The 1,374-nt window shown below is 64.9% G+C and carries 2 protein-coding genes and 1 pseudogene; all 3 read right to left on the bottom strand.

From position 1 onward, the window contains the following. Window positions 1–596: TRAP transporter large permease subunit (locus FJ980_RS31840; RefSeq protein ID WP_140547471.1), on the bottom strand; the 596-nt coding region annotated here is incomplete at its 3' end. After that, window positions 597–1,148 (bottom strand): TRAP transporter small permease, encoded by a 552-nt coding sequence (locus FJ980_RS31835; protein ID WP_140547472.1) that lies wholly within the window; start codon window positions 1,146–1,148, stop codon window positions 597–599. A 79-nt stretch (window positions 1,149–1,227) separates the two neighbouring features. Continuing rightward, window positions 1,228–1,374: pseudogene (locus FJ980_RS35665) on the bottom strand (TRAP transporter substrate-binding protein); the annotation flags it as partial.

Raw genomic sequence — 1,374 nt, 5'->3', positions numbered from 1 at the left:
TAGCCGAGGCTGCTGGCGACGAAATAGGCGGTGACCATCAGCGAGGCGGCGAACAAAAGGCCCGGTAGTATGCCGGCGGTGAACAGGTCGGCGATCGAAATCTTGCCGCCCCCGGCGATCGAATAGATGATCATGTTCTGCGATGGCGGCAAAAGCAGCGCGATCAGCGCCGCCATCGAGGTGACGTTGACGGCATAGTCGGCGCCATAGCCGCGTGCCTTCATCTGCGGGATCATCAGCCCGCCGACGGCCGCGGCCTCGGCCACGGCCGAGCCGGAAATGCCGCCGAACAGCGTGCCGGCGATGGTGTTGACCTGGCCGAGACCGCCTCGGACATGGCCGACCAGGGAGCCGGCAAAGGAAACGATGCGCTGCGCGATGCCGCCGCGCACCATCAGATCGCCGGCATAGATGAAGAACGGGATCGCCATCAGGGAGAACGCGCTCATGCCCGACTTCATTTGCTGGAACACGACCAGGGGCGGCAGGCCGAGATAGAGCACGGTGGCGAAGGAGGCCGCACCGAGGCAGAACGCGATCGGCGTGCCGCCGAACATCAGCAGCGTGAAGACGCCGAACAGGATCCAGAGCTCCATCTAGGCCTCCTGCACCGCCGGCATCTCCGGCACGTCCTCGAGATTGATGTCCTTGTCGATATCGACGCCCGACCAGCGCAGCGCGATGCGCTCGGCCGAGAACAGGCAGATCAGCACGCCGCCGGCGACCAGCGGCAGATAGTCGAAGCCGCCCGGCAGCTCGAGCGCCGGGATGATGGTGTGCCAGGTCAGGCCGACAAGCTTGCAGCCGTACCAGACCATGCCGAATCCGAAGCCGAGCACGATCAGGTCGGACAGCGTGCGCAACGCTCCCTTGCTGCCTTTCGGCAGGACATAAAGCAGCACGTCGAACCCCATATGGTAGATCTCCCGCACGCCGACGGCGGCGCCGAGGAAGATGAACCAGTTCATCAGCATGATGGCGCTGGTTTCGGTCCAGCTCGGCGACGAATTGAGCACGAAGCGGAAGAAGACCTGATAGGCGACGAGCGCGGTCATGGCGACCAAGCCGATGCCGGCCAGGTAGAGTGCCCCGTCGCAGATCCTCGAAAGCACGACGCTGAACCGTGGCGGCGCCGCGCTGCTTGTCATTGTCGCCATCTGATCCTCCCGATCGCCGGCCGGTCACGAAGGCGCGGGACGGCGTGCATTGCCCGCCCCGCGGCCGACTTCACTTGGTTGCCTGGACGCGGGCGGCGAGGTCCTTCAGCGCCGGCGTCGACAGGTATTTGTCGTAGACCGGCTTCATCGCGTCGATCAGCGGCTGCTTGTCGATCTCGCTGACCTTGACGCCTGCCTTTTCGACGATGTCGCGGGA

Origin of the sequence: Mesorhizobium sp. B1-1-5 (genome assembly GCF_006443065.1) — a bacterium.
Lineage (GTDB): Bacteria > Pseudomonadota > Alphaproteobacteria > Rhizobiales > Rhizobiaceae > Mesorhizobium.
Note: the sequence above shows the minus strand (reverse complement) of the source record. Positions and strands in the feature narration are given on the sequence as shown.

Coding starts and splice junctions, on each gene's coding strand:
- FJ980_RS31835 (WP_140547472.1), bottom strand. CDS start 1,148: ATGACAAGCAGCGCGGCGCCGCCACGGTTCAGCGTCGTGCTTTCGAGG.